General features: G+C 51.6%; 22 protein-coding genes, 1 tRNA gene and 1 pseudogene. 12 read left to right on the forward strand and 12 right to left on the reverse strand.

Going from position 1 to position 24,572, the window contains the following annotated elements; all coding sequences use genetic code 11:
- Positions 1–29: 29 nt before the first annotated feature.
- A complete protein-coding gene (gene pepA / locus OGV82_RS21275; RefSeq protein ID WP_047459338.1) occupies positions 30–1,541 on the reverse strand; it encodes a leucyl aminopeptidase in 1,512 nt (503 codons plus the stop codon).
- A gap of 153 nt (positions 1,542–1,694) precedes the next feature.
- Between pepA and ytgA the strand changes: the two genes are divergently transcribed.
- From ytgA to lptG, 3 genes are all read left to right on the forward strand, one after another.
- Complete coding sequence (gene ytgA, locus OGV82_RS21280) at positions 1,695–1,745, forward strand: protein YtgA (protein ID WP_211180521.1); 51 nt, start codon at positions 1,695–1,697, stop codon at positions 1,743–1,745.
- Positions 1,746–1,807: 62 nt separating this feature from the next.
- Positions 1,808–2,908 carry an LPS export ABC transporter permease LptF gene (lptF, locus tag OGV82_RS21285; protein ID WP_012134315.1) on the forward strand — a complete coding sequence of 367 codons (1,101 nt, stop codon included), beginning with the start codon at positions 1,808–1,810 and terminating at the stop codon, positions 2,906–2,908.
- A complete protein-coding gene (gene lptG / locus OGV82_RS21290) occupies positions 2,908–3,990 on the forward strand; it encodes an LPS export ABC transporter permease LptG (protein WP_012134314.1) in 1,083 nt (360 codons plus the stop codon). Before lptF ends, lptG begins: the two co-directional genes overlap by 1 nt.
- Before the next feature lie 78 nt (positions 3,991–4,068).
- Here the strand turns inward: lptG and OGV82_RS21295 are convergent, their stop codons facing one another.
- Entirely contained in the window at positions 4,069–5,571 is a 1,503-nt protein-coding gene (locus tag OGV82_RS21295) for a helicase HerA-like C-terminal domain-containing protein (protein WP_024130764.1), read from the reverse strand.
- Positions 5,572–5,706: 135 nt separating this feature from the next.
- Positions 5,707–6,726: an NADPH-dependent aldehyde reductase Ahr gene (gene ahr / locus OGV82_RS21300; protein ID WP_047459336.1), complete on the reverse strand. Its 1,020-nt coding sequence runs from the start codon at positions 6,724–6,726 to the stop codon at positions 5,707–5,709.
- A gap of 201 nt (positions 6,727–6,927) precedes the next feature.
- On the opposite strand from ahr, the gene OGV82_RS21305 reads away from it, so the two are divergent.
- The 5 genes and pseudogenes from OGV82_RS21305 to OGV82_RS21325 all read left to right on the forward strand — a co-directional run bounded on the left by OGV82_RS21305 (position 6,928) and on the right by OGV82_RS21325 (position 11,052).
- Positions 6,928–7,012: transfer RNA gene (locus tag OGV82_RS21305), tRNA-Leu, on the forward strand.
- Positions 7,013–7,234: 222 nt separating this feature from the next.
- Positions 7,235–8,482 (forward strand): annotated as a pseudogene (locus OGV82_RS21310) (tyrosine-type recombinase/integrase); the annotation flags it as partial.
- A 730-nt stretch (positions 8,483–9,212) separates the two neighbouring features.
- Complete coding sequence (locus tag OGV82_RS21315) at positions 9,213–10,109, forward strand: hypothetical protein (protein WP_047459334.1); 897 nt, start codon at positions 9,213–9,215, stop codon at positions 10,107–10,109.
- Positions 10,084–10,545: a hypothetical protein gene (locus OGV82_RS21320; RefSeq protein WP_047459333.1), complete on the forward strand. Its 462-nt coding sequence runs from the start codon at positions 10,084–10,086 to the stop codon at positions 10,543–10,545. The genes OGV82_RS21315 and OGV82_RS21320 overlap by 26 nt, the downstream gene beginning before the upstream one ends.
- A 351-nt stretch (positions 10,546–10,896) precedes the next feature.
- On the forward strand, positions 10,897–11,052 hold the full coding sequence (locus tag OGV82_RS21325) for a helix-turn-helix domain-containing protein (protein ID WP_502873748.1): 156 nt from the start codon (positions 10,897–10,899) through the stop codon (positions 11,050–11,052).
- Positions 11,053–11,071: 19 nt separating this feature from the next.
- Here OGV82_RS21325 and fic read toward each other — a convergent pair whose 3' ends face one another.
- Positions 11,072–12,148, reverse strand: a complete 1,077-nt coding sequence (fic, locus tag OGV82_RS21330) for a protein adenylyltransferase Fic (RefSeq protein ID WP_047459331.1) — start codon at positions 12,146–12,148, stop codon at positions 11,072–11,074.
- Between the two features lie 337 nt (positions 12,149–12,485).
- Here fic and OGV82_RS21335 point away from each other — a divergent pair, with 337 nt between their 5' ends.
- Together OGV82_RS21335 and OGV82_RS21340 are read left to right on the forward strand one after the other, a co-directional pair.
- A complete protein-coding gene (locus tag OGV82_RS21335) occupies positions 12,486–12,752 on the forward strand; it encodes a hypothetical protein (RefSeq protein WP_047459329.1) in 267 nt (88 codons plus the stop codon).
- Between the two features lie 111 nt (positions 12,753–12,863).
- A complete protein-coding gene (locus OGV82_RS21340; RefSeq protein WP_047459327.1) occupies positions 12,864–13,517 on the forward strand; it encodes an HNH endonuclease in 654 nt (217 codons plus the stop codon).
- Between the two features lie 55 nt (positions 13,518–13,572).
- On the opposite strand, the gene mobH is transcribed toward OGV82_RS21340, so the two are convergent.
- The 5 genes from mobH to OGV82_RS21365 form a co-directional block, all read right to left on the reverse strand.
- Entirely contained in the window at positions 13,573–15,162 is a 1,590-nt protein-coding gene (gene mobH, locus OGV82_RS21345; RefSeq protein ID WP_047459325.1) for a MobH family relaxase, read from the reverse strand.
- A gap of 226 nt (positions 15,163–15,388) precedes the next feature.
- Positions 15,389–16,126: a hypothetical protein gene (locus tag OGV82_RS21350; RefSeq protein WP_052194424.1), complete on the reverse strand. Its 738-nt coding sequence runs from the start codon at positions 16,124–16,126 to the stop codon at positions 15,389–15,391.
- A gap of 339 nt (positions 16,127–16,465) precedes the next feature.
- Positions 16,466–16,837 (reverse strand): hypothetical protein, encoded by a 372-nt coding sequence (locus OGV82_RS21355; protein WP_047459323.1) that lies wholly within the window; start codon positions 16,835–16,837, stop codon positions 16,466–16,468.
- A gap of 64 nt (positions 16,838–16,901) precedes the next feature.
- Complete coding sequence (locus OGV82_RS21360) at positions 16,902–17,807, reverse strand: ArdC family protein (protein ID WP_047459321.1); 906 nt, start codon at positions 17,805–17,807, stop codon at positions 16,902–16,904.
- A gap of 64 nt (positions 17,808–17,871) precedes the next feature.
- A complete protein-coding gene (locus OGV82_RS21365; protein WP_047459319.1) occupies positions 17,872–18,162 on the reverse strand; it encodes a hypothetical protein in 291 nt (96 codons plus the stop codon).
- A 334-nt stretch (positions 18,163–18,496) separates the two neighbouring features.
- Here OGV82_RS21365 and glgS point away from each other — a divergent pair, with 334 nt between their 5' ends.
- Complete coding sequence (gene glgS / locus OGV82_RS21370) at positions 18,497–18,697, forward strand: cell surface composition regulator GlgS (RefSeq protein ID WP_020845974.1); 201 nt, start codon at positions 18,497–18,499, stop codon at positions 18,695–18,697.
- A 38-nt stretch (positions 18,698–18,735) separates the two neighbouring features.
- On the opposite strand, the gene OGV82_RS21375 is transcribed toward glgS, so the two are convergent.
- Entirely contained in the window at positions 18,736–19,608 is an 873-nt protein-coding gene (locus OGV82_RS21375; RefSeq protein WP_047459318.1) for a phosphorothioated DNA-binding restriction endonuclease, read from the reverse strand.
- A 211-nt stretch (positions 19,609–19,819) separates the two neighbouring features.
- On the opposite strand from OGV82_RS21375, the gene OGV82_RS21380 reads away from it, so the two are divergent.
- Complete coding sequence (locus OGV82_RS21380) at positions 19,820–20,740, forward strand: COG2958 family protein (protein WP_047459316.1); 921 nt, start codon at positions 19,820–19,822, stop codon at positions 20,738–20,740.
- A 16-nt stretch (positions 20,741–20,756) separates the two neighbouring features.
- Here the strand turns inward: OGV82_RS21380 and OGV82_RS21385 are convergent, their stop codons facing one another.
- Both OGV82_RS21385 and OGV82_RS21390 read right to left on the reverse strand, forming a co-directional pair.
- Entirely contained in the window at positions 20,757–21,473 is a 717-nt protein-coding gene (locus OGV82_RS21385) for a M48 family metallopeptidase (protein ID WP_047459314.1), read from the reverse strand.
- The gene (locus OGV82_RS21390) at positions 21,473–24,568 is read right to left on the reverse strand and encodes a type I restriction endonuclease subunit R (protein ID WP_047459312.1); all 3,096 of its coding nucleotides are present in this window, start codon (positions 24,566–24,568) and stop codon (positions 21,473–21,475) included. Before OGV82_RS21390 ends, OGV82_RS21385 begins: the two co-directional genes overlap by 1 nt.
- Between the last annotated feature and the right edge of the window lie 4 nt (positions 24,569–24,572).

The raw sequence follows: 24,572 nt of genomic DNA on the forward strand, positions 1-24,572 counted from the left end.
ATGCGTCGCCATCCGGCAATCATGCAAACTTACTCTTCGCCGTTAAAACCCGCGCGATTGAGCAGGAACTGCGACAGCAACGCCACCGGACGACCGGTTGCGCCTTTCGCTTTACCGGAACGCCATGCGGTGCCAGCGATGTCCAGGTGCGCCCAGTTGTACTTACGGGTAAAGCGCGACAGGAAGCAACCGGCGGTGATTGCGCCGCCAGGACGGCCGCCGATGTTCGCCATATCCGCAAAGTTAGACTCCAGCTGTTCCTGGAACTCATCGCCCAACGGCAAGCGCCATGCGCGGTCGCCCGCCTGTTCGGACGCGCTAATCAGCTCATGCGCCAGCGGATTGTGGTTCGACATCAGACCAGTGATGTGATGGCCCAGCGCAATCACGCAGGCGCCCGTCAGGGTCGCGACGTCAATCACCGCTTCCGGCTCAAAACGCTCAACGTAGGTTAACACGTCGCACAGTACCAGGCGGCCTTCGGCATCGGTGTTCAGCACTTCGACCGTCTGGCCGGACATGGTGGTCAGCACGTCGCCCGGACGATACGCTCGCCCGCCAGGCATGTTTTCGCAGCCTGCCAGCACGCCGATGACGTTAATCGGCAACTGAAGTTCCGCGACCATGCGCATCACGCCGTACACTGCCGCCGCGCCGCACATATCGTACTTCATCTCGTCCATGCCTTCGGCAGGCTTGATGGAGATGCCGCCGGAGTCAAAGGTCAGCCCTTTGCCGACCAGCACAACCGGACGCGCGTCTTCGGACGGGTTGCCTTTGTATTCGATAACCGACATCAGCGATTCGTTCTGCGAACCGTGACCGACCGCCAGATAAGAGTGCATACCCAGCTCTTTCATCTGCTGTTCGCCGATGACGCGGGTGATGACGTTCTTGCTGTAGCTGTCGGCCAACTGGCGCGCCTGAGAGGCCAGGTAGGCGGCATTACAGATATTCGGCGGCATATTGCCGAGATCTTTCGCTGCTTTAATCCCGGCGGCAATCGCCAGACCGTGTTGGATCGCACGCTCGCCGCTGGTTAGCTCACGGCGGGTCGGCACGTTGAAGACCATTTTACGCAGCGGGCGACGCGGCTCGCTCTTGTTGGTCTTCAGTTGATCAAAGCTGTACAGCGTCTCTTTAGCCGTTTCGACAGCCTGACGTACTTTCCAGTAGTTGTTGCGGCCTTTGACGTGCAGTTCGGTCAGGAAGCAGACCGCTTCCATTGAGCCGGTGTCATTCAGCGTATTGATGGTTTTCTGAATGACCTGCTTGTACTGGCGCTCATCGAGCTCGCGCTCTTTACCACAACCAATGAGGAGGATTCGCTCGGAAAGAACGTTAGGAACATGGTGCAGCAACAGGGTCTGCCCCGGTTTTCCTTCCAGTTCACCACGACGCAGCAGGGCGCTGATGTACCCGTCGCTGATTTTATCGAGCTGTTCTGCAATCGGAGAAAGGCGGCGTGGTTCAAAGACGCCCACGACGATGCAGGCACTCCGCTGTTTCTCCGGGCTACCGCTTTTTACACTGAACTCCATGCACTACGCTCCTGAATCTTAAAGACAACGGCGGCGGCTACAGTTAGAATTGCAAGCTTTCGTAACTCATGTCCGCAGTTGCGGTGACTTCGTGTTAATCTTAACGTTATTACGGCATTGGCACGTCAGAACGCGTTCTGAGTGGCGAATCCGCTGAGTATAATAATTTTAGCGACGATTTCGACGACTCAAGAGAATAAATGACGTTTAAGCCATGAAACAAGCTAAATTCCTGCAAAAGACGAGTTTTTACGGGCGTATTTAAAGTGATAATCATAAGATATCTGGTGCGGGAGACGCTCAAAAGCCAACTGGCGATTCTTTTCATCCTGCTTTTGATCTTCTTTTGTCAAAAGCTAGTGAGGATCCTCGGGGCGGCGGTTGACGGTGACATTCCGGCAAATCTGGTGCTCTCGCTACTGGGGCTGGGCGTGCCGGAAATGGCGCAGCTCATCCTGCCATTAAGCCTGTTCCTCGGGCTGTTGATGACGCTGGGCAAACTGTATACCGAAAGTGAAATAACGGTCATGCACGCCTGTGGTCTGAGCCGGGCTGTGCTGGTGAAAGCCGCGATGGTGCTGGCGCTGTTTACCGGCGTCGTCGCCGCTGTCAACGTCATGTGGGCGGGGCCCTGGTCATCCAGACACCAGGATGAGGTACTGGCGGAAGCAAAAGCCAATCCTGGCATGGCCGCGCTGGCGCAAGGGCAGTTCCAGCAGGCGACCAATGGCAGCGCCGTGCTGTTTATTGAAAGCGTTGACGGCAGCGATTTTAAAGATGTGTTCCTTGCGCAAATCCGCCCGAAAGGCAACGCCCGTCCTTCTGTGGTGGTGGCCGATTCTGGACATTTGACGCAATTGCGCGACGGCTCCCAGGTTGTGACGTTGAACAAAGGGACGCGCTTTGAAGGCACTGCCCTGTTGCGTGACTTCCGCATCACCGATTTCCAGAACTATCAGGCGATTATTGGTCATCAGGCCGTTGCGCTGGACCCGAACGATACCGATCAGATGGATATGCGCACGCTGTGGCAGACCGATACCAATCGCGCCCGTGCGGAACTGCACTGGCGTATTACGCTGGTATTCACCGTATTTATGATGGCGCTGATGGTTGTACCGCTGAGCGTGGTTAACCCGCGACAGGGGCGCGTGCTGTCGATGCTGCCGGCTATGCTGCTGTATCTGCTGTTCTTCCTCCTGCAAACCTCCCTGAAATCGAACGGCGGTAAGGGCAAACTGGACCCGGTTATCTGGATGTGGGCGGTCAACCTGATCTATCTGGCGTTGGCGGTTGGTCTGAACCTTTGGGATACGGTGCCGGTACGCCGCCTGCGCGCCCGTCTTCTGCGTAAAGGAGCGGTATAATGCAGCCGTTTGGTGTACTTGACCGCTATATCGGTAAAACCATTTTCACCACCATCATGATGACGTTGTTCATGCTGGTGTCGCTCTCCGGTATCATCAAGTTTGTTGACCAGCTCAAAAAAGCCGGGCAGGGGAGCTACGATGCGCTGGGCGCGGGGATGTATACCCTGCTCAGCGTGCCGAAAGATGTGCAGATTTTCTTCCCGATGGCGGCGCTGCTTGGCGCGCTGCTGGGGCTGGGGATGCTGGCGCAGCGCAGTGAACTGGTGGTGATGCAGGCTTCGGGTTTCACCCGGATGCAGGTGGCGCTGTCGGTGATGAAAACCGCTATTCCACTGGTGCTGCTGACAATGGCCATCGGTGAATGGGTTGCTCCGCAGGGCGAACAGATGGCGCGTAACTACCGTGCGCAGGCAATGTACGGCGGTTCGTTGCTCTCTACTCAGCAAGGCCTGTGGGCGAAAGATGGCAACAATTTCGTCTATATCGAGCGGGTGAAGGGCGACGAAGAGCTGGCGGGCATTAGCATCTACGCCTTTAACGATCAGCGTCGCTTACAGTCAGTGCGTTATGCCGCGTCTGCGAAGTTCGACGCAGACAACAAGGTCTGGCGTCTGTCGCAGGTGGACGAGTCTGACCTGAAAGACCCGAAACAGATCACCGGTTCGCAGACCGTGAGCGGCACCTGGAAAACCAACCTCACGCCGGACAAACTGGGCGTGGTGGCGCTGGACCCGGATGCGCTCTCCATCAGCGGTTTGCATAACTATGTGAAGTATCTGAAGTCGAGCGGCCAGGACGCCGGACGTTATCAGCTCAATATGTGGAGTAAAATCTTCCAGCCGCTTTCCGTGGCGGTAATGATGTTGATGGCGCTGTCGTTCATTTTTGGCCCGCTGCGTAGCGTGCCAATGGGCGTGCGTGTGGTGACCGGGATCAGCTTTGGTTTTGTCTTCTACGTTCTGGACCAGATTTTCGGCCCGCTGACGCTGGTTTATGGCATTCCGCCGATTATCGGCGCGCTGCTGCCAAGCGCCTCGTTCTTCCTGATTAGCCTCTGGCTGATGATGCGTAAGTCGTAAAATCGATCTCTCTCATTGTTGGCCAGATACGGCGCAGCGCCATTAGGCGCTGCGCTTAGCAAACCAGGATTCCTTCTGCTAGCGTTTTCTACCGCCCATCAGGCTACCTAACATCCCCCGGATAATTTGGTTCGTTACCTGACGCGCTGCGCTTTTGGCGACGCTCTGCACCACACCATCCCGTTTGCCGCCGCGTGGCCCGGTACTGCCAAACAATATCTCTTTCAGCCCGCCAAGAATTCCGTCATCAACGGTGACTTCTTTGCCTTTTGCTGGCGGATTGTTTTGCTGCTCGGTGGTGGCCTGAACGCCTTTTTGCAGCATTTCATACGCCGATTCGCGATCGACTTCGTCTTCATATTTGCCGTACAGCGAGGAGTGATTGATAAGCCCGTTACGCTCATCGTCCGTCACCGGCCCCATGCGTGAGCACGGTGCGATGACCATCGCTCGTTCAACCACTGACGGGCTGCCTTTGGCATCCAGGAAGGAGATCAGCGCCTCGCCGGTGCCCAGTTCCTGAATCGCTTTCTCGGTATCAAACGCCGGATTCGCCCGCATGGTTTGCGCGGCGGCTTTCACCGCTTTCTGATCTTTGGGGGTGAAGGCGCGCAGGGCGTGCTGTACGCGGTTGCCTAGCTGACCGAGCACGTTGTCCGGGATATCGGAAGGGTTCTGTGAGACGAACCAGACGCCCACGCCTTTGGAGCGGATCAGGCGAATGACCTGTTCGATTTTATCCAGCAGCACCTGCGGAGCGTCGTTGAACAGCAGGTGAGCTTCGTCGAAGAAGAACACCAGCTTCGGTTTCTCCAGATCGCCCGCTTCCGGCAGTTGCTCATACAGTTCGGAGAGCATCCACAGCAGGCTGGCAGCATACAGTTTGGGCATCTGGTAGAGTTTTTCGGCGCTAAGGATGTTGATAATACCTTTGCCGTTGGCATCGGTACGCATCCAGTCTTTGATGTCCAGCATCGGTTCGCCGAAGAAGTGCGCCGCGCCTTGCTGTTCCAGCGACAGCAGCCCGCGCTGGATCGCCCCGACCGATGCGCTGCTGATATTGCCATACTGGTTCTGGAAGGATTTGGCATTATCACCGATATACTGCGTGATCGCCCGCAGGTCTTTAAAGTCCAGCAGCAACAGCCCCTGGTCATCGGCGATGCGGAAGATAATATCCAGCACGCCGGACTGCACCTCGTTCAGGTTCAGCAGGCGAGCCAGCAATAGCGGCCCAAGATCGGAGACGGTCGCCCGTAGTGGATGACCTTTTTCGCCAAAAATATCCCACAGCACCACCGGATTAGCGTGCGGTTGCCAGTCGGTGATGCCGATATTTTTCAGCCGTGCGAGCAGTTTTTCAGAAGGTTCGCCTTCCTGCGCGACGCCGGTTAAGTCACCTTTCACATCCGCCATAAATACCGGAACGCCGATGTCTGATAGGGACTCAGCCAGTTTTTGCAGGGTAACCGTTTTGCCGGTTCCGGTTGCGCCGGTAATCAGCCCGTGACGGTTGGTCATGCCCGGCAACAGGAACAGTTCGCTTTCCAGCGTGCGGGCAATTAACAGGGGTGCACTCATGAGATTTTCTCCATTTATCCTGCCTGGAGTATAGGCAACTGCGGCGTACTCTTCACCGCTAAATTGCGGAGATTGCGTGAAGAATTCCAAAAGGGGGAGCAAAACCGGGCAGCGAATGCCGCCCGGTGAAGGCAATCAAAAGTCGGCTTGCAGTACCACACGGTAGCGAGCTTTACCGTCACGAACGTGCTGGATGGCCTCGTTGATTTGCGACATCGGGAACAGCTCGGTCGTCGGCGAGACCTTGCTGCGCCCGGCAAATTTCATCAACTTGCGCAGTTCATACGGCGTACCGGTTGCCGAACCGGAGATGCTGCGATCGCCTGCAATCAGGGTAAACGCCGGAACCGGTAGCGGCTTCAGCACCGCGCCAACGGTGTGGAAGTTGCCGCCATAGGCCAGCGCTTCGAAGTAAGGCTGCCAGTCGAGATCGACATTGACGGTGTTGATGATGAGATCAAATTGACCTGCCAGCGCTTCCAACGCCTCTGGATCGCGGCTGTTGACCACTTTATCGGCGCCCATCGCCAGCACTTCCTGTTCTTTGGCCGGACTGGAGCTGAACGCGGTAACCTCGCAGCCCATCGCGTGTAGCAGCTTAATGGCGATATGACCGAGGCCGCCGATGCCGATCACCCCAACGCGACTGGTGGCGGTAACGTGGTGCATCAGCAGCGGTTTGAAGACGGTGATGCCGCCGCACAGCAGAGGGCCTGCGGATTCAATATCGATGCTTTCTGGAAGCGGGATCACCCATTGCCAGTCTGCTCGCAGCTTCTCGGCAAAGCCGCCGCGATTGAGGATGGTTGGCACCGATCCTTCCAGACAGTTAATCTGATTGCCGCTGATACAGGCATCGCAGTGCCCGCAGCTGCGCGCCGTCCAGCCAATCCCGACGCGTTGACCTACCTTCAGACCTTTATCCTGCGCGGCGCTGCCGAGTGCCACGACGCGGCCAATCACCTCATGCCCGGCAACCAGCGGATATTGAGAGAAGCCCCATTCGTTGTCGATCATCGACAGATCGGAGTGGCAGATACCGCAGTAATCTACCTGTACCTCAACATCTTCCGGCTTGAGTTCACCCGCATCATATTCATAGAGTTCAAGTTCGCTGCCCGCCTCTTTTGCGGCATAGCTTTTTATAATAGACATCGTGTTTCCCTCAGTGTGGTGTTGAACTGGAAGTGTAGAGCATGGGACACGGAGTCGCTTCGCAGAAGGAGGGGTTAAGGAGGTGCCCGCCGTGGGGTTGTGCTGATTTTTTCAACACTTAGCGAGCCGGGCATATGCTACCGCTTGCATGGTGGCGTGTGACAGGTATAATCCACAACGTTTTCCGCATACCTCTTCAGTGCCGAAGTGGCGAAATCGGTAGACGCAGTTGATTCAAAATCAACCGTAGAAATACGTGCCGGTTCGAGTCCGGCCTTCGGCACCAAGTGATGCAATAATTAGCTGTCTAAGGGTGGCTTTTTTTGTGTCCATTTTCGTCCAAATTCATCCATATCCGTCTGTAATTAAAAGATAATTTATTTTTCGGTAATAACCATATTTGTTTTGTGGTATTTCCGTGTTGGTCATTTTTCATCCATTGACATCCACACGATTTGGGGGCCAAATTGGGGGCTTAGACGTAGTTCGATAATAGTGAGGCCCCCAAATGGCACTAACAGATCGCGCTATAGTCCACGCCAAGCCTTGTGGCAAGCCGTATAAGCTCAGTGACTCGCATGGACTTTACCTGCTGGTTAACCCTAACGGTTCAAAACGCTGGTACATCAAGTACCGCTTTGTAAACAAAGAGAAAAAGCTCGCTTTAGGACCTTATCCGCTTTTGACGCTTGCACAGGCAAGACGCATGCGTGAAGAGGCCCAATTACTGCTGATTTCCGGCATCGATCCGAGTGCACACCGAAAGGCTGAACGCCTTGCTGTAACGCCGGAACATACGTTTGAGTCCGTAGCACGCGAATGGGTCACCAGTAACGTGAACTGGTCGGCGGAACATAAGAAGCGGGTGCTGCGTTATTTCGAGCTTTACGTATTCCCCACGAACGGCAGTTGCGACATCACCAAAATGAAGGTTAAAGACCTGCTGGTACCCATCAAGGAGGTGGAGAAAGCGGGCAAACTGGATGTTGCTTCCCGGCTTCAGCAGCGCACTGCCTGCGTGATGCGCTACGCCGTCCAGAACGGTATTATCGATCATAACCCCGCATCAGATTTAACCGGGGCGGTCTCTACGCCCAAAGTACGCCATCATCCTGCATTGGATTTGAATCTTATCCCTGATTTCCTGGAAAGGATCGACGATTACAAAGGCCGTCAACTGACTCAACTGGCGGTAAAGCTGGCGCTACTGCTATTCATCCGCTCCAGCGAACTGCGCTTCGCCCGCTGGGATGAAATAGACCTGCATAACGCCATGTGGACCATCCCAGCTGAGCGTGAGCCGATCCCCGGCGTTAAGTACTCTGCGCGTGGTGCGAAGATGCGATCTCCACACCTGGTGCCTCTATCACATCAGGCCATCGAACTGCTGCACGAGGTGCGGCAGCATTGCCGACCGGGAACTGAACTGGTGTTCCCCGGCGATCACAATTACCGCAAACCAATGAGCGAAAACACCATCAACAAAGCGCTGCGGGTGATGGGCTACGACACCCAGAAAGACGTCTGCGGCCACGGTTTTCGCACTATGGCCTGTAGCGCGCTGGTGGAGTCAGGCCTGTGGTCAAGCGACGCGGTAGAGCGCCAGATGAGCCATCAGGAGCGCAAGCGCGTGCGGGCGGCGTATATCCATAAGGCGCAGCATCTCGAAGAACGCCGGGAAATGATGCAGTGGTGGGCGGATTATCTGGATTCGAACCGCTTCAGGCATGTGGTGCCGTATGGCTTCAAAAAATCGCCGGGAGGCGCACTCGACCATATGAGCTTCCAGGAGCGCAATGACCGGCAACTGGAGGAGCTGAAAGCCAGAATACTCGCTGACTCGGAATGGCTGACGGCGTCTGAGTTATCGGCAAAAGCGGGTTTCCGTTCTGCCGATCCTGAGGCAGGCCCGAAAGGCTGGAAAGCCGCCGGGAAGGTATTCTCGCTGAAGGTCGACGGGGAGGATTTGTACCCGGATTATGTTCTGGATGAGAAAATGCGGCCTCTTAAGGTTGTGAGGTTGATACTCTCGCTGTTCAAGGAACGCAAAACGCCGTGGGGACTGGCTATCTGGTTTGGTTCAGCAAACCGCAGGTTGAGAGGTGGGAAGCCGAAAGATTTGCTGGTGTCAAAGTCCGAGCTGGTTCTGCTGGCGGCGCAGGATGAGGTGGCGTCGGAGGAGTAGGTTACGGGATAAGGTAGAGATTAAGTTGGGGGATGATGCTCCAGTGGCATTACGAACAAGGTTCTTTAGCAGCATTTACGAAGCAAAAGGTATTGATGTCCATATACTTTTAGGGCATTAATCGCCTAGTTAGACAGCTCTGCACTGTGATGGCAATGCTAAAAACTGAGTGAAAATCAAAGTTTGAATTTTATCTCATCCAGTGATACTGTGTATTTATACAGTAATGAAAAAATTTAACCTCTTGTAGGTCCTTGGTTTTATGGAATAATAAAATCAATTAATTTACAGGAGTTTTCTTATGCAATTGTTCGCCTTACGTGTGTTAATGAGACCACGCGACCCTGATCTTTTTTCAAAGGGATCTGTTCAAAAAGACATTGAGCATTTTGAAAATGCCATAGTATTCAGCGCGCAAAAGTTACATCTGACATCATCAACACCATCCGTTCATAAGAAAACCAGCTACACCCTGAAGCTGAGTATAAAACCCACTGAAGGCGTCATGGCAGGGGTCATATCAAAACAGCAAAAAATTAAAGGACATGATAAGGATTTTCGCGAGTTCGATGTAGACAATTATCCACCTATCGTATGGATCTGGGATAGAGAAGAGCAAGTGTTATTGGTTGAGAAGAAAACAGCGGTATTTAAGGATGCGCATCAAGTTGCTAAGGCATTTGAAGATCTTGCCAACAACGACTATTTGGCTCAATTGGGACTAAGAGTATTTATCGAAGCTTGCCTTGAAATGGAAGATTTTTGGTCTGAATATCATAGACTTCAGTTTATTGATAAAGTTAGTTTTACGTTGATTACTCCGAATATTTTCGGAAGTAGCAAGCAGGCCTTAACTGACGATTTGCGAAAGCTTGAGGCAGATACTAATGCAAACGCTGTAACCACAACATTTGAAAACACAGATGGTAATTTAAAGCTTAAAGGTTCTCATTGGGCATCTGTTTTTGTTGATTGGGTAAAAGATGGTGGTGGTTCTTGGTTAATTAAAGGTCGAAAAACACTCAAATCAAAACCTACAACTGTATCCAGTAATCAAACGGCCAAGATAGTCCTTATCGAAGGTGAGATTTCAGAAATTCAGTTAGATGGTTACTCACCGAGTGATATCAAAGAAATCATAGCATTACATCAAAACAGGTACACATACAAAAATGAAGAATCTAGGCGTCTGGATTAAAGCTATAGCGCTATTCATATTATGCTTAGCGTTATCGTCAACCGATAAACAGGTTTATACCCTGCTTGAGCAGGCATCGGCAGGGGTGATCGGCTCAATTCTTGGAGGGATTACTGCAGGGATCTCTGTAATTTTTGGCATTCTGGCGGTCATCAATAAGGGGCAAAAACGCTCAAGTTTTACAAGTTACTTGGGAAGTTTAGAAGCTGATCTGAAATTACTTGTGATCTGTTTAGGCGCAACAATTTTTTTGCCGTACCTTCGAAATTATGACTTACCTCTAATAAATTATCCCAAGCATGAGTTGATTCCTTCTAAGGATAAGTTATTTACTGCGGCAGAGCTGTTTGCCGTAGTGCTGTCTCTCAATCTCATTGTTGAAGTGATAAGTTGCATGATTTTAGTAGTTAAACAAAGTCTAAAAACGGAAGATTGATAAGATTTCTTTAATGATTTTATTTGTAATTACTTGAATTTTAATGATAAAAATATGGTTGATTTATCACTAACTACGATTTTTGTGGTCGATCATGATTTTATACAATGCCTTTAACAATGTCTTTTGCGTGTATATATAAGTATATGGATACGAAAATAGAGTTTCATAAGACTTCAAATTATATCCCCTTTTAAGAACATATAGTTATCCCCTAAAGCGTATATACTTAAAATATCTGTCATGGGGGATAAAATGAACGTTACTTCACCCAAAATGCTGGCTCAGACAGTGAGGAATGCTCGCAAGCAACGTAAGCTGACTCAACGCGAAACTGCAGAAAGTATAGGCATGAAACAATCAACGGTTTCAGAGTTTGAGAATCATCCTGAGGGGACCCGCATAGGTACGCTCTTTAAGTTGCTTGTCGCTCTGGACCTTAAGCTTCAGGCCGTAAGCCGTAGGGGCAAACATAAATCGTCTGATAGCTGGGACCAGGAGTGGTGAACTGTGGAACCAATAAGCTTTACTGATTCAATTCCTGCACCAACCTGGTATTGATATACAGCTTTTCGCGACCAACGCTCATTTCTTCCAGCACGCCTATATCTACCAACTGTTTGAGATACGCTGATGCCGTCTGTCGTTTAGCGATACCTCGTTCAACAAGGTTATCGATCCGGCAATACGGTTGCGCATAGAGCACCTGGATGAGTTCATAGGTATAAATTTTTGGTAGTTTCTCACGTACATACTCGGTCGTTTCTGCCATCAATGCCCGAACAACCGCAATCTTGTCAGTCGTCCATCGGGACGTGTTTTCTACGGCCTCCAGCATAAATAATATCCACGATTCCCAGTCTCCTTCCTCTGTTACCCTACGCAAGAGCGTGTAGTAATCACCACGTCTCTCCAGAATAAAGCGGGACAGGTACAGGATAGGCAGTGAAAGTAATTCATTTTGAATCAAGTAAAGAATATTCAGGATACGACCTGTTCGCCCATTCCCGTCCGGAAAAGGGTGGATGCACTCAAACTGATAGTGTGCAATAGCCATTTTCACCAATGGATCTAAATCATCATCGCCATGTATGAACTGCTCCCAGTTCGCCAATAAGTTACGGATAGTATCTTCACCCACCGGGGGCGTATACACCACGCTGTTATTCTGATCGCGCAGTACCGTGCCCGGTGTTTTTCTTATATCGGTCTGAACTGCGCGTAATTTGGTACAGATAGCGATTGCGGTGTTTGTGCAAAGTGGATAGACCTCAAGATGGGTATAACCATCATAAAGCGCCGTACGATAGCGCAATGCTTCTTTGGTTGCTGGATCTGCTCCGTCTGCACGATCAGCATACTGAAAGAGCTGATCGCTGGTCGTTACGATGTTCTCAATGCGTGAGGAATCTTTCGCTTCCAGCATTGGGAGAATGTTAATCAACAATCCCTGATCGGGGATCAACTCACCCGCCGTTTTCAGCTCTGCAATTGCCGCGCGCGCATTTATACACGCTTTTAGTACATTACGTGTTTCTATCTGCTGCAGATCAGGCGGCAGTTTTGGCAGATCATTGTAAGGGGCTTCGGGATTCCAGTTCATATGTTTATAAAAACCGATTTTATCGACATATAGACATCATATGTCGATGCTATAAGCATGTCACGGCATCATGTTTAAAAAATCGTGTTTTATCGACATATCGCCGCAACGTGTCGATGGCATAAACATGTTTTGGCTATATGTTTAAAAAAATGCTTTTTATCGACATATCCTCAGACGCTTGGCGCAGACTATCTGGATTTGCCTGGGAAGAGACTTCACTACCTGAGATGTATCGACCTTTAAATGAGGTCTCTCGGCAACCTTGCAACTGTAAAAAATGCCCCTATTTCATGGCTAATTAACCGCGAAATTCTAGCCATGGAGGATACTACCGATGTCATCCCGGACACACCGCCAGCTCGTAAGCGTTGAAGTGATGTGGCCTGCTCAGACGCTACCGCTTCCCCTGCAACAGGTAGTCGAAGCATTGAATCAGGGCGAAACGCCCGATCAGATTATTACCCGCATGAACCAACAGGGCCTGCTGGCATGGCGTGAGGATGCATCCGTGCAGGATACACACGATATCTTTCAGGTACGGCTGGACAATCAGCATGAGGCGCGGTTTCTCTGCCGCTACGTTACTCTGCCGCTGCACTGATGCCCGTATCCCGGTAATGCGAAATTGAAGAGTGCTGTTTATCACCGGATAAATTAATATGCTATAAAATAAAGAGTTAGCAAATGTCGTTTCAGGGATGATGAGTTGTAAATGAAGAAGAAACTGCCAGACCAGCTTTCCAGGGAATGCATTATTGCGGCTATGCGCGCCTATGATGAAGGTGTACGCCACCAGTTCAGCGAGTCCCGGCTGTATGATGTGGTCTTTGAAGGGCGCAGTTATCCACCTAAAGCTATAGTCGGTATTGCTGCTTCAAATATGACAGGCGTTGAGTTTTCCCCTGAAGATTTTAGTGGTGGTATCAAGTCGAAATGCGTCAAGTTGCTTACCGATCAAGGGTTTCAGATCGTTGAGAAAAATTTAGGTAACGAGCAGCCTGCCATCAGTATTTTTCCTGATGAACTGCCGCCGCAGAGCGTATTTAATGAAGGTGCAGCTACGCAGGTAACGGTTAACCGCTATGAACGCGACCGTAAGGCCCGACAGGCCGCATTAGCTTGGCATGGTTGTCTGTGCAGAGTATGTGGTATTGATATGATGAAGGTGTATGGTGAGATAGCAAAAGGTTTTATCCATATACATCACCTGATTCCGCTATCAGACATCAAAGAGAATTACTCTCTGGATCCCAAAAAAGATCTTATTCCCGTCTGCCCTAATTGCCACGCCATGTTGCATCGGCGTAATCCGCCTTTTTCGCCTGAAGAATTGAAATCAATTATTGAATATCATGCGGCTCTTTAGGTATTAAAGCCCATTCGCTGTAGCTCGGTGGAAGAGAGTATTTTGATATAAATTGCTATTCGCGCAGCAACTTCAGCCACGGATTATTCACCGGCACTTTCTCCCCTAACACCTGCTTCGGATCTTCCATCAGAAAACCTTTCAACTGACTACTTTTCTTTTGTGGAACCCGAACCTCGCAGGTCCAGATAAAACTGTCATCATTACAGCGCAGGGCCAGCCCTGACTCCTGAAACATTCGCTGTGCCAGCTTCCAGCCGTCGCCGGTGTCTCCAGTGGTTTCTGATGCGTATATCTTAAAGATCCCCGGTGAAATCAAGAAAAGATGGTTTTCCACCACATGTACCTTGCCGTTCCGGGTATTCACCGTGGCTGAAGGGCTGGTGTGGTTCTTCAGCCACTGCAGGAAATTATTATTGTCACCAAGTCTTGGGTCGTCTGCTATCTCCGGTAGCGGTTGAGTGGGGGCGCTAAGTTCAGGGGCGGGTTCAGCTTCGCTTACCGGCGTCACATCACCGACAAAACAGGCGGGACGTTGTTCGCCTGGCTCCCATATTGCAGACGGTGTCAGGCGCAGCAGCGTCAGCGGTTCAACGGGCGACCAGCCCTTATCCGATCGGATAATGCAGCGCCAGATCGCTTTATCCTCATTGGCAACGATAAGCTGATGCGTCAGCAGTTCGTCAAACAGGCGGTTATTGTTTTCCGGTACGCTAGATACGCCATGCTGGAGCAGCCAGGCGCGTACCCGGTCGGCGGTGGTTTTGCTGATCAGCCACAGCGCATCCTCCGTCAGCCAGCCATCAGATCCGCATTCGGGATTATTGAGTCGGTACTCGTTCTGTACCAGCGACCGCAAGGCGGAAAGAAGCTGCTGGGGGAAGGACGAGGGCTTTTGTGCCAGCGCGGTTTTGATATCGCCACCGAGGTATCGGGCGACAGAAGCTTTATCGGCCTGTTGCACCAGTTCCGCCAGTGCGCCAGCCCGTTCGTAGTGTCCGGTAAGCTGATAAATCAGGGACACAAAAGTCGTGGGGTATCCGGCCAGCCAGTCCAGTAATAGCGCGGGTATCAACTGATTAATCAGCATTGCGGCGGCAGCAGGATGCAGATGATAGTCGCGACCATGGCTCTGGTACTGCCAGCGATAAGGCTGCGCCAGATTACCCTGCCACGGATGCCAGCGGGTGCCATCACGTTGATGAATCTCCATATCCACGGCGATTTTTCCCGTATCGTGCAGTAATGCCGCGCAGACTACCGCGACCGTCCATGCGCTGGCCTGCCGGGCCTGTTCTTCCGCACCCGCTTCCGGTGGCAGCAGATAACCCTGGCGCAGCCGGATGGCGTTGCAGGCAACTTCCAGCGAATGATCCAGCAACCCGCCGGGAGTGGAATGGTGATGACTTTGTGAGGCGGGTAGCAGCTGTACCAGTGCGGCGAAGCGATGAATCGCCGTGAGGATCCAGCTATCAAACAGGGTATCCGGCAGTGGGGTCAGTTGTCGTAACTGGTGCAAACAGGACTGGCGTAACGGTGTCGCCAACAATCGCTCTGCGGATTGTGGCGCAAACCAACCCTCCGGCAGCGTAGCGTCCGGCGCAGGTAGCTGACTCTGGGATGGTCTTTGTAGCCACTTCAGCATATTTCCCCTTTCCGGGCAGGCCCCTTTGCCCTTGTCGCCCTTCCTTTGCAGTTTCTCCCTTTGGGCCTTTTGAGCACATCAGTCTATTTTTGTCAGCCTGGAACAGTTGAAGGTTACATCTCATTTAACGGATAAATTCTCTGCGATGTGATGTTCATGAGCTAAACCACCCGACCTTATGGAGATGTTTATGGTGCAAAGATTCTTCAAGTACAAAATCTTTATTTCAAAGTTTAGTTAACAGTGCTCCTGCAGCAGCTCCAATAATTGATGCTACGGTATTATTTTCCAGAATTTTTTGAATAAGAGATTTAGCATCTTTATCATTACTCTTTGCTACCTGTTCTACAAGTTGCTGCAAGGTTATCTGCATCACTTGATTGTTATCATGCCCTATCTGAATCTGTGCGTTGGCATGCCCCGAAATGTGCACTGTAGGCTGCAAGTTACCTTGCATGTTTCTGGCTTTAAGCATCACAATTTTTGATTCAGCATCAACATATGCAGACATAGCAGCGATACGGGAAGTCACGTCTCTTTTCTCAGGGAAAGTGAAACCGTCTCCACGTAGTGTCTGATCAACATCGGCCATCTTGGAATATACTCTGCGAACCATCACATGTAACAGCATCCGTGCTTCATCAATAACAATGTCATGTGAGAGTTGGCAATCGGTGGCAAGTTGTCCCGCAGCTTCCAGTATCTTTACGCTTTCATGTTCTATATAAGGCTCAATAAACCCAGACCAAAAAACATCAACCACAGTTCCCTTAAAAGCAACGCCGCCGAGGCGGATTTCCTCCCCATCAAATCGCTTGATCTCAATCTGGGGTACTGATTTAAGAAATGTCCATTTTGTAACCAGAGAAATTAAGTGCTTGTCAGCTTCCTCCACAAGCTTTTTAGTTCTTGGATAAACATCAGAGGGGCATCTCCCAGGGAGACCTAAAATTTCCTGCGACATATGTGAAATCTCCAGTCGTGTAAAAAATAAACTCAGGCTAGACAATCTTCTGATAATAATTAAATTTAATAACTTTATCATCGTAAATAAATGTTAAATTTTTGGCACCCATTGGCCTGATAGATGCAGGAGAAGGAAAAATAAGGAATTAACTTAATGATTATCTCGGATAATTTATGACTGTTATGATGGTAAAAGCGGGAACCAAGCTATGCAATATAAGATAATATCTCTATATGATATATCAACATCCGTGTAATAACGAATATGGTGTAGCGACATGCTTGGATACTCTTTGATGGATAAAGTGGCCGATCAAAATCGGCCACTCCGTTCCACTTACCACCAGGCATAAAACATCAACCTGTCTCGCTCAAAATCAAACGTCTCCAGCGTCTCTTTCACCCAGTGGGTGACGGCGCGGACATCTTTCCAGTAGTATTCTCCATAATCGGTATAACCATAGAAAAAGCCGTCAATCGTGGGATAAACTGCGCCGCAGTTATCCGGCGTCAGGCTCTGTAGGTCACTCAGAAGCGCCTGCAAATGTGCTTTGGTGACTTCTAACAGCACCTGGTTGCGCACCAGCCCAACGTGTTTATCCACCCATTTGAGTAACGGGTTCACCTTGCGGAAATAACCCACTCTGGTGTACTGGCTTTCATCGGACGCGTTTTTTGTCCGTTCGAAAAAGAAGATGTCGAGTCCCATATATCACTCCAAAAAAAAGGGGAGCAACTCCCCGACGGGGAAGGCTTCCCGTGCGGGTGGGCTGTCAGGCGCTAAGCTGACAGGGTTGTGGTACAGCGTTGAGTAGCCATTCATTGGCGTGGCGAGCCATACCGCTGGCGCGGATCACTGCCCGTTTGTCCTGGCGCAGGATATCCAGCCAGTAGCCGATATAGCTGGCGTGCTGGAGCCTGCCCTGAATGCCGCAATGGGCGCACAGGAAGGCGCTGCCCATCTCCGCCACTAACTCTTCAGCGGTGTAGAGCGCTTCAGTGCGTTCCGCTCCGACGATACCGGGGCGGTTGAGGCGTGAAGCGTGACCGGTGGCGTGCGTCAGTTCATGCAGTAGCGTGGCGTAGTACGCCTCGCTGCTTTCAAACTGTTGCGGGTGCGGCATCATCACCAGGTCGGTCGCGGGTTTGTAATACGCTTTCGACTGGCGGCGATGGCGCAGCGTCACGCCGCTATTCTTCGCAATGGTTTCGGCCATCTCCACAGGCTTTGCGGGCCGGGTAAACGGCTCGGACAGCGTCTGCGGCAGGCCGTCGCACTGCGACAGATTAAACAGCCGGAACTCGCGGACGATCCCGAAATGCCGCACCTTCGGCTCACCGTCTTGATCCAGCAACGGCTGACCGAGGGCGTCGGTTTCCTCCTGCGTGCGCGGCAGGTACAACACCGCCAGAGAGGATTTCTCGCCCCGACGCACCTGCCCGCCGAGCGCGCTGACCTGATGGAATGTCAGCCAGCGGTCGCTGGCGAAACTCTGCTTGTCGGCGCTGTTCCACAGCAGCGGCACGTTGATGCCGTGATACGGTCGACCGGATAACGCATTGATCGGGAACGGCGGCTCGCCATCGCGCCACGGGCGGATCCACGGCACATTGCCGTTTTCCAGCTCAGCAATAATCTGGTCGGTGACTTTCTGGTAGATATCGCTGCTTCTGTCCATTGTGCGATCCTCATGGAAGAAGCCGGAGCTACCTCCGTCCGGAAGCGACTCCGGCGGGGAGAGGTTATGCCTGTTCAGCCATCGAGACCTGCACATAGTGGCCGTGATAGTTGAGCGATAGCGGTAATGCGACAGGGACTTTTATATCGCCCTGCGGCGGCTGGCAGTAGATCGTAAAGGTGACTTTCTTGCGAGATGCTCCGGCGGTGCGCAGGGTCAGCAGTACGGCGAGCAACAGATTGCCCAGCCGTTCTTCCACCTGCTGCGGGTCGGTGGGAAATTCCACAACGGATTGCCAGACATCAGGGGCGATAACCACCGGCATTAACGACGGTTTTTTATCGAAAAGCGACATGGTGTTTCTCCTGTAAGTGAGCAGGGAACACCCTTCGCAGGGCGTTTCCCTGCGGGATGGAATGGTACGGGTATCCTGCGCATCTGCGCCGTTCACGCCTTCCGGATACATGGCGAACTTACTGCATGGCTGGCGGTAGTGTTTTCTGTGCGGGTGATAAAAGGGAGTGGAAAATCATTACTGGGGCTGAATAGTTTTATCGTTCCTGAAATGTGAACGCAGGCAGATTGATACGCACACATCGCTCAAAAAAATGATCTTTTTCAGGCGAATACTGAAATCAGAAAAGCATATGACCTTGAACAGTAAACACAATGACTGGAGGGATATGCTAATGAACCAACAAGATATAAATGCATTGAAGAATTTTGATTTTCTGGCACGCAGTTTTGCCCGTATGCACGCCCTGGGCCAGCCAGTGGATATCGATGCCGTGACCGGCAATATGAGTGATGAACAGCAAGCATGGTTCCGGGAGCGATACGACCACTACCGAAAGCAGGCTGAGCGGGCGCGAGTGATAGAACTGCGGTGATGTAACGAACAACGGGCTTAACGGCCCGTTGCGTATTTTCAGGCTTTGAAAATCTGTTTACGGTGCCAGCCGACATACTGTTCAGCAGGCCACTGCGTTTTGTCATAAGGAAGGAATAACTGCTGGCCGTCCCGGTGCCAGAACAGATGGTCAACTATCGGACTACGGCTGACGCCGCCGGAGATGCGGATGGTCATACTCTCATCCAGCCCGAATGCCCCCATATCAAACGCATCGTGGTGCAAAGTACAGAGCGCCAGGCCATTGTTTACCACGCACGGGCCACCATACGCTTTCCAGTGAATATGCGCCGCTTCAATACCAACCAGCGCGCCATCCAGCCTGAGATCGTAACCACAGAACGCGCACCGTGAGTGGTAAGCGCGAAGAACGATATCCCTGAAGCGTGGATCGCGGTTCCTGGAACGATCGATAAAATCGAATCCCAGTTGGTTGGCCAGGATCCGCTGAATACTTTCCGGGAAGCGATCGGTGAGGATCTTCTGGGCCAACAGGTCGATCATCTCAGGGTGTGCCAGCAATTGTTGGTAAGCCGCTTCATCGAAGCCGCCCGCCACCTGGTTATCAATCAGTTCTTTCTTGGTCGGCTGAGTATTGCCCTTACGCGGTTTGCAGCCTTCTGCGTGAGCGATCTCCCAGAAGCCGTCAGTTCGCAACCGCCAGAACGGCATATTTGGGTAATCGGTGCGTCGCTTGGGGCCAAACTCTTTCAGCAGGCGGGTGAGCGGTTCGTGGATCTCCTGGCCGTAGTTAAACAGGCGCGGATGGCCTGCTTTGTACTGCGATAGCACATACAACAGCAGCAGCGGTTTATGCGGCGCGCATACGTCACCCTGACGCCAGACAGAGACGTTAGCGATGGCGGATTGCAGCTTTTCAGGAGAGATCATAAGAATGAACCGGGTAACAGGCTGATGTTATTGCGATCATGCTCGCAAAAGCGGTGAAATTCAATTGCGGTTCGTCACGTTGGTGAGAGAGAAATCGATGCTTTATGTCTGTAACACTGAAAGGTAAACTGAGCTCATCCACAGGAGTTGTAAATCACGCATCGCTTAAAAGCTGATACGCAAAGCCGTGCGTACAAACGCAGGAAGGCATATGACCAGTCGTCCCCAGATGATAATCAACGTGTTACAGGCTAATCCTGGCCAGCAGTTCACTGCCCGCCAACTGGCGCAGAAAATTATCGATCACTACAGCGCAGAACTGGCTGAAAAGCGCAAAAATCCGCGTTTTGCTAGCGACGAAGATTTTTTAAGTCAGATAACCGCAGAGGTGGGCGGTAGCCGGACTGTTAAAGCGAAGGCGATGTGTCCGCAGGTGATGACTCGTGATAAGCCAAGGCCGCGCCTGTTTTACTGGGGGGAATCTGTGGTTGAAAAGACAGATTCCAATGTGGCACCCGAGCCAACAGTTGAAACTGTCAGCCTTACCGAGCACTTGTTATATCCGATCCTGATTGATTACCTTTCACAGGAAGAAGGGCTGTTGTGCCGTCGTATTGATGAAAAGCGCTCCAGCAATAACAAAGGGTTGGGTGGCAACCATTGGCTTTATCCCGATATTGTCGCACTGGAGCCTCTGGATAAAGAATGGGACGATGTGGTGCAAAACTGCGTTCGTCATAGTGAAGGACGTTTAACACGCCTGTGGTCTTTTGAGGTGAAAAAGCAGCTAAACCGTAGCAACGTGCGTGAATGTTTCTTCCAGGCGGTCAGCAACTCCAGTTGGGCACATTTCGGCTATTTGGTGGCGACTGAAATTAACGAAGATAAGCAACGTAGTGTGGAGCGTGAGTTGCAGATGCTCTGTGCGCTGCATGGTATTGGTGTGATCCTCCTCGATCCACATGACTTCAGTAACAGCCAGACGTTGATCCCTGCGCGGGAACGTACCAGTGTCGACTGGCAGTCAGTAAACCGTCTGGTGGAAGAGAATCGGGATTTTAAAGATTTTATTGAGCTGGTGGGGGAATACCATCAGACAGGAAAAATTCATAAGACATTGTGGAATAGATAATTACGGGGGAGTACTTTTAGTACTCCCATGCCTCAAACGCCAGCGGCATCTTATTGAGCAAATCCCGGCGCTCGCGCCAGTTAGGGATCAAGCGGTCCATATGCAGCCGGAAGCGCTCGTTATGATGACGCTCCAGCAGGTGAACCAGTTCATGCACCAGAATATACTCCAGACACTCCGGTGGCTTCTTGACCAGCTCCAGATTGAGCCAGATTCGCTTTGTGGTGGTATTACAGGTACCCCAAAAGGTTTTCATCTTTTTGATGCCCCAGAACGTTGGGGGGACACCGGTTCTGGCCTGCCATTCGGGCAGCAATTTGGCAACCTGCCGCTTCAGTTCATGCCGATAAAAGTCGGTTAATACCAGCTCCTTATTTTCATTACTGGTTCCCGGCTGAATATAAAGCTGGAGTTTATTGTTTCCCGCGACCTTTACTTCATGGCGTCCCTGGCGCTCGATCACAAACAGACGAAACTTGCGGCCCCAAAGATAGTGGCACTCTCCGCTGACCATCTCCCGCTCGGATTGGCGGGGCTGTTTGGCAAAATCCTGCTGCTGCTTTCTGATCCAGCGAAAGCGGGAAGCGACCGCCATTCGTATCGCCGTTTCCGTCATGTGTTCCGGGGCCGAAACGCGGACTTTGCCGTCGGGCGGCAGGACGCTGATATGCAAGTTCTTAATCGCTTTACGATTGATCTGTAAGCGCAGCGTGCCTATCTGCATGAGCGGCATCAGTGGTATTCCTTTTGCTTGCGGGCAAGCTCAAGAATGTCATCAATATTTACGTTATAACTGGCGGTTTCTTCGCGCAGTGCACGGGCAAGCTCTCGTTCCTTAAAACGATCGCCAATCCACTCCGCTTTTTTGGTATAGCGGATTGTCGTATCAATACGGGTTGCCAGCACCTCGTCATGACCGAAGTTATCATAAAACGCGCGCTTTGCCTGCGTATCCATTGTTTCAGGATAGGATGCTCCGTTGGTTTGTTCTGGGCGTATGACCTGCTTGCTCAAATCCCGGATACGTTCCAGATACTGCTGATAATCAAGCGCATTCTGGCGGCGAAGGGTAATCAGTTCATCCAGCAAAAGCGACATGCGTCCGTAGTATTTTGGGTTCACCGGGTTTTCATCCACGATGGTTTTACGCACGTTGTTTTCGATGGTTTCCGCCATCGCATCCTGATTGTTGCGGATCTCGTCTGGCAGAGCAGCGGTTGCTGCTGCTCCTTTTTCAACAATCAGCTCAATCAGGCTTAACTCTTCGAAATCCATAAGCACTTCGCTACCGTCGGCGCGAACGTACATATCCAGCAGGTGGCGCATGGCGGGCTCAAAGCGCTTCATGTCCAGTAGATCGCCGCTGGTCAGTTTAATGTCGTAGCGCAGTCTCTCGAATTTAGCGACTTCGGCGCGAATGCTTTCCACTTCCTCATCGGTATAGCCCGCTTCCTGCATTTCATTCGCCAGGCTGGCGTATGCGCGCAGCAGGCGGGCGACATTCTGATAGAACGAAAGGCGCAGCGCCTCTTTTTCGCCTAATATCGTCTGGTTTTCCCCCGACTGACCACAGAAATAGTGCTGATAGTCCTGCAATTCGCGCGGAGCCTTGACAGGTTCACATAGGCTGCGAACTACCTCTAGAGCGCTGTCGAGATCCAGCTTTGCCTGCTCCAGACGATTTTTTAACAGCCCATCAACATCATCGCGATCGTAATCGTCAAACGCGCCCGTGGTGTAATCGGTTATCGCTTTATCCAGTGAGCGGAACAGATCTTTATAATCGATAATATAGCCGTATTCTTTATCTTCCCCGTCCAGCCGGTTTACCCGACAAATCGCCTGAAACAGCGTATGGTCTGTCATGGTTTTATCAATATAAAGATAGGTCGCAGACGGTGCATCAAAGCCGGTTAGCAGCTTATCCACCACGATAAGCAAACGCATTTGCCCCGGTTCATTTATAAAGCGTTGCTTAACGTCTCGCTCGAATTCGGCTATACGACCAGCAATCTTCTCTTCGCTTTGTTCAAAATAGTCAGCCAGCATTTTGCGATAGGTCGAGAATTTGTAAAGTTTCTCGGTCAGGCCCGCGCCGGTTTCTTCACCTTTGATACTGGCAGCATCGGGACGGAAGCTGGTTACAATAGCCACTTTTCCAGCCAGATCTGTCTGGCTAAACATCTCGTAAACCTTACAAGCCTGATACACACTACTGCATACCAGCATGGCGTTGCCGTGCCCGTCCATCAGCCGCGGGCGGGTATCCATATCCAACAGAATATCATTAACGATCTGCTCCAGCCGTGACTTGCTGGAAAGCAGTTTCTGCATTGAGCCCCACTTCTGTTTAAGCTGGGTTTTGGCTAAGTTCGACAGGCCACGCGTTTTGGCTTCAAACCAGTCATCGACCTTTTTCTCAGACGTCAGATACTGGTCAATATCGCGTGCCTCATAGCGCAGATCCAGCACCACCCCGTCGGCCACAGCCTCATCAAACTTGTAGGTGTGGATATAAGGGCCGAACACCTCCACTGATTTCTTTTTATCTTTCTTCATCAGTGGCGTACCGGTAAAACCGATGAACAAAGCTTCCGGAAGAATGGCGGTCATCGCGTTATGCAACTTGCCGGACTGCGTGCGGTGGCACTCATCCACGAAGACAAACAAGTCGCCTTTGGCCCGGAACGTTTTCGTCAGAGATTGTTGCAACTCGGTGATGAAGTCGTCAGTTGCAGCAGCGTCTTCCGCCTCGCTACGACGACCAAACTTATGCACCAAAGAGCAGATGAGCCACGGGTTCGGATGGTTAAGCGTCGCGATTAGGTCGTTGCCGCTGGAGGTGCGATAAATCTCTTCATCCACGCCCATAAACACGCTTTCGATCTGTTCATCCAGCTCGGTGCGGTCGGTCACAATCAGCACGCGTGAATTGGGTACGTTTTCACGGATCCACTTCGCCAGCCAGACCATCGTCAGGCTTTTACCCGATCCCTGCGTGTGCCAGATAATCCCGCCTTCACGACGAGCAATATGCTGTTTAGCTGCCTCGACGCCAAAGAACTGATTATGGCGACAGAGTTTTTTCACTCCAGCGTCAAAGGCCATGTAGTTATGGACGATATCCAGCAGCCTTGATTTGCTGCAAAGGCGGCTTAAATGAAAGTCGAGTTTATGCGTGTATGTGCCGGTATTCTCTTCTTTCCACTCCAGATAATATTTTTCCGGCGTTTCGATGGTGCCGTAGCGCAGTCCCTGCGTATCGTTACCTGCCATCACCAGTTGCATGGTGGTAAAGAAATTGCGGATAAAGGTTTTCTTTTGATTATCGAGATTCTGCCGGATGCCTTCGCTAACGTGGACAGACGAGCGTTTAAGCTCAATCACGCCCAGCGCGATGCCGTTAACGTACAGCACCAGATCCGGGCGCTTGCTGTATTCACCTTTGACCGTCACCTCGTCGGCGATGGCGAAATCATTGGCTTCAGGATTTGCCCAGTCAATCAGCCACACGGTCTGATTCTGCTCGCCCGCGCCTTCCTTTTCCTTTACGCCGTAACGCAGCAGGCGATAGACCTCTTTATTGGCGTAATACAGCTTCTTACCTTCGCCCAGCGCGGCGGCGGAATCCAGTTGCCGAAGCACGCGGGTAATCAGCGTATCACTGACGCCGCGCCGCTTCAGCCACGCGCTCAGTATGTCCGTGTCGATATTGCTGTCACCGGCATATCCTGCGCTCCGCCCCAGATAGCGGTATCCTAAATCCTTCACAAAAAACTGAATCAGACGCTGCTGTGTGGCGCGTTCGCGCTGGCCGATGGTGCTCAAAGGG

This window comes from Citrobacter sp. CK191 (assembly GCF_030333435.1).
GTDB lineage: Bacteria > Pseudomonadota > Gammaproteobacteria > Enterobacterales > Enterobacteriaceae > Citrobacter_B > Citrobacter_B koseri.